At 53.8% G+C, this 1763-nt stretch carries 1 rRNA gene; it reads left to right on the top strand.

Annotated elements, in window-relative coordinates:
- The first annotated feature begins 187 nt into the window (after window positions 1-187).
- Window positions 188-1720 (top strand): 16S ribosomal RNA (locus GQ57_RS34420).
- Window positions 1721-1763 lie beyond the last annotated feature (43 nt).

The raw sequence follows: 1763 nt of genomic DNA, 5'->3' as shown, positions 1-1763 counted from the left end.
TTGCTCTTTAAAAATTAACAGCCGATAAGTGTGGGCGCTTGATGGAAGCGAGCTGATCCTCGGATCAGATAGCAAAAGTATCAAGAGTCTCACACTAAAGTAAGTCAGGTTTATGAAGCAATTCATATTCCTGTCAGCTTTGAGTGAGCGACCGGTTCTTAACGGAACCGAAAACAGTAACAGGTTTGAACTGAAGAGTTTGATCCTGGCTCAGATTGAACGCTGGCGGCATGCCTTACACATGCAAGTCGAACGGCAGCACGGGTGCTTGCACCTGGTGGCGAGTGGCGAACGGGTGAGTAATACATCGGAACATGTCCTGTAGTGGGGGATAGCCCGGCGAAAGCCGGATTAATACCGCATACGATCTACGGATGAAAGCGGGGGACCTTCGGGCCTCGCGCTATAGGGTTGGCCGATGGCTGATTAGCTAGTTGGTGGGGTAAAGGCCTACCAAGGCGACGATCAGTAGCTGGTCTGAGAGGACGACCAGCCACACTGGGACTGAGACACGGCCCAGACTCCTACGGGAGGCAGCAGTGGGGAATTTTGGACAATGGGCGAAAGCCTGATCCAGCAATGCCGCGTGTGTGAAGAAGGCCTTCGGGTTGTAAAGCACTTTTGTCCGGAAAGAAATCCTTGGCTCTAATACAGTCGGGGGATGACGGTACCGGAAGAATAAGCACCGGCTAACTACGTGCCAGCAGCCGCGGTAATACGTAGGGTGCGAGCGTTAATCGGAATTACTGGGCGTAAAGCGTGCGCAGGCGGTTTGCTAAGACCGATGTGAAATCCCCGGGCTCAACCTGGGAACTGCATTGGTGACTGGCAGGCTAGAGTATGGCAGAGGGGGGTAGAATTCCACGTGTAGCAGTGAAATGCGTAGAGATGTGGAGGAATACCGATGGCGAAGGCAGCCCCCTGGGCCAATACTGACGCTCATGCACGAAAGCGTGGGGAGCAAACAGGATTAGATACCCTGGTAGTCCACGCCCTAAACGATGTCAACTAGTTGTTGGGGATTCATTTCCTTAGTAACGTAGCTAACGCGTGAAGTTGACCGCCTGGGGAGTACGGTCGCAAGATTAAAACTCAAAGGAATTGACGGGGACCCGCACAAGCGGTGGATGATGTGGATTAATTCGATGCAACGCGAAAAACCTTACCTACCCTTGACATGGTCGGAATCCCGCTGAGAGGTGGGAGTGCTCGAAAGAGAACCGGCGCACAGGTGCTGCATGGCTGTCGTCAGCTCGTGTCGTGAGATGTTGGGTTAAGTCCCGCAACGAGCGCAACCCTTGTCCTTAGTTGCTACGCAAGAGCACTCTAAGGAGACTGCCGGTGACAAACCGGAGGAAGGTGGGGATGACGTCAAGTCCTCATGGCCCTTATGGGTAGGGCTTCACACGTCATACAATGGTCGGAACAGAGGGTTGCCAACCCGCGAGGGGGAGCTAATCCCAGAAAACCGATCGTAGTCCGGATTGCACTCTGCAACTCGAGTGCATGAAGCTGGAATCGCTAGTAATCGCGGATCAGCATGCCGCGGTGAATACGTTCCCGGGTCTTGTACACACCGCCCGTCACACCATGGGAGTGGGTTTTACCAGAAGTGGCTAGTCTAACCGCAAGGAGGACGGTCACCACGGTAGGATTCATGACTGGGGTGAAGTCGTAACAAGGTAGCCGTATCGGAAGGTGCGGCTGGATCACCTCCTTTCCAGAGCTTCTCGCAAAGTTGAGCGCTCACGCTTATCGGCTGT

The sequence above is a fragment of the Burkholderia sp. MSh2 genome (assembly GCF_000731655.1).
Classification (GTDB): domain Bacteria; phylum Pseudomonadota; class Gammaproteobacteria; order Burkholderiales; family Burkholderiaceae; genus Burkholderia; species Burkholderia paludis.
This window is presented reverse-complemented; position numbering and strand designations above follow the sequence as displayed.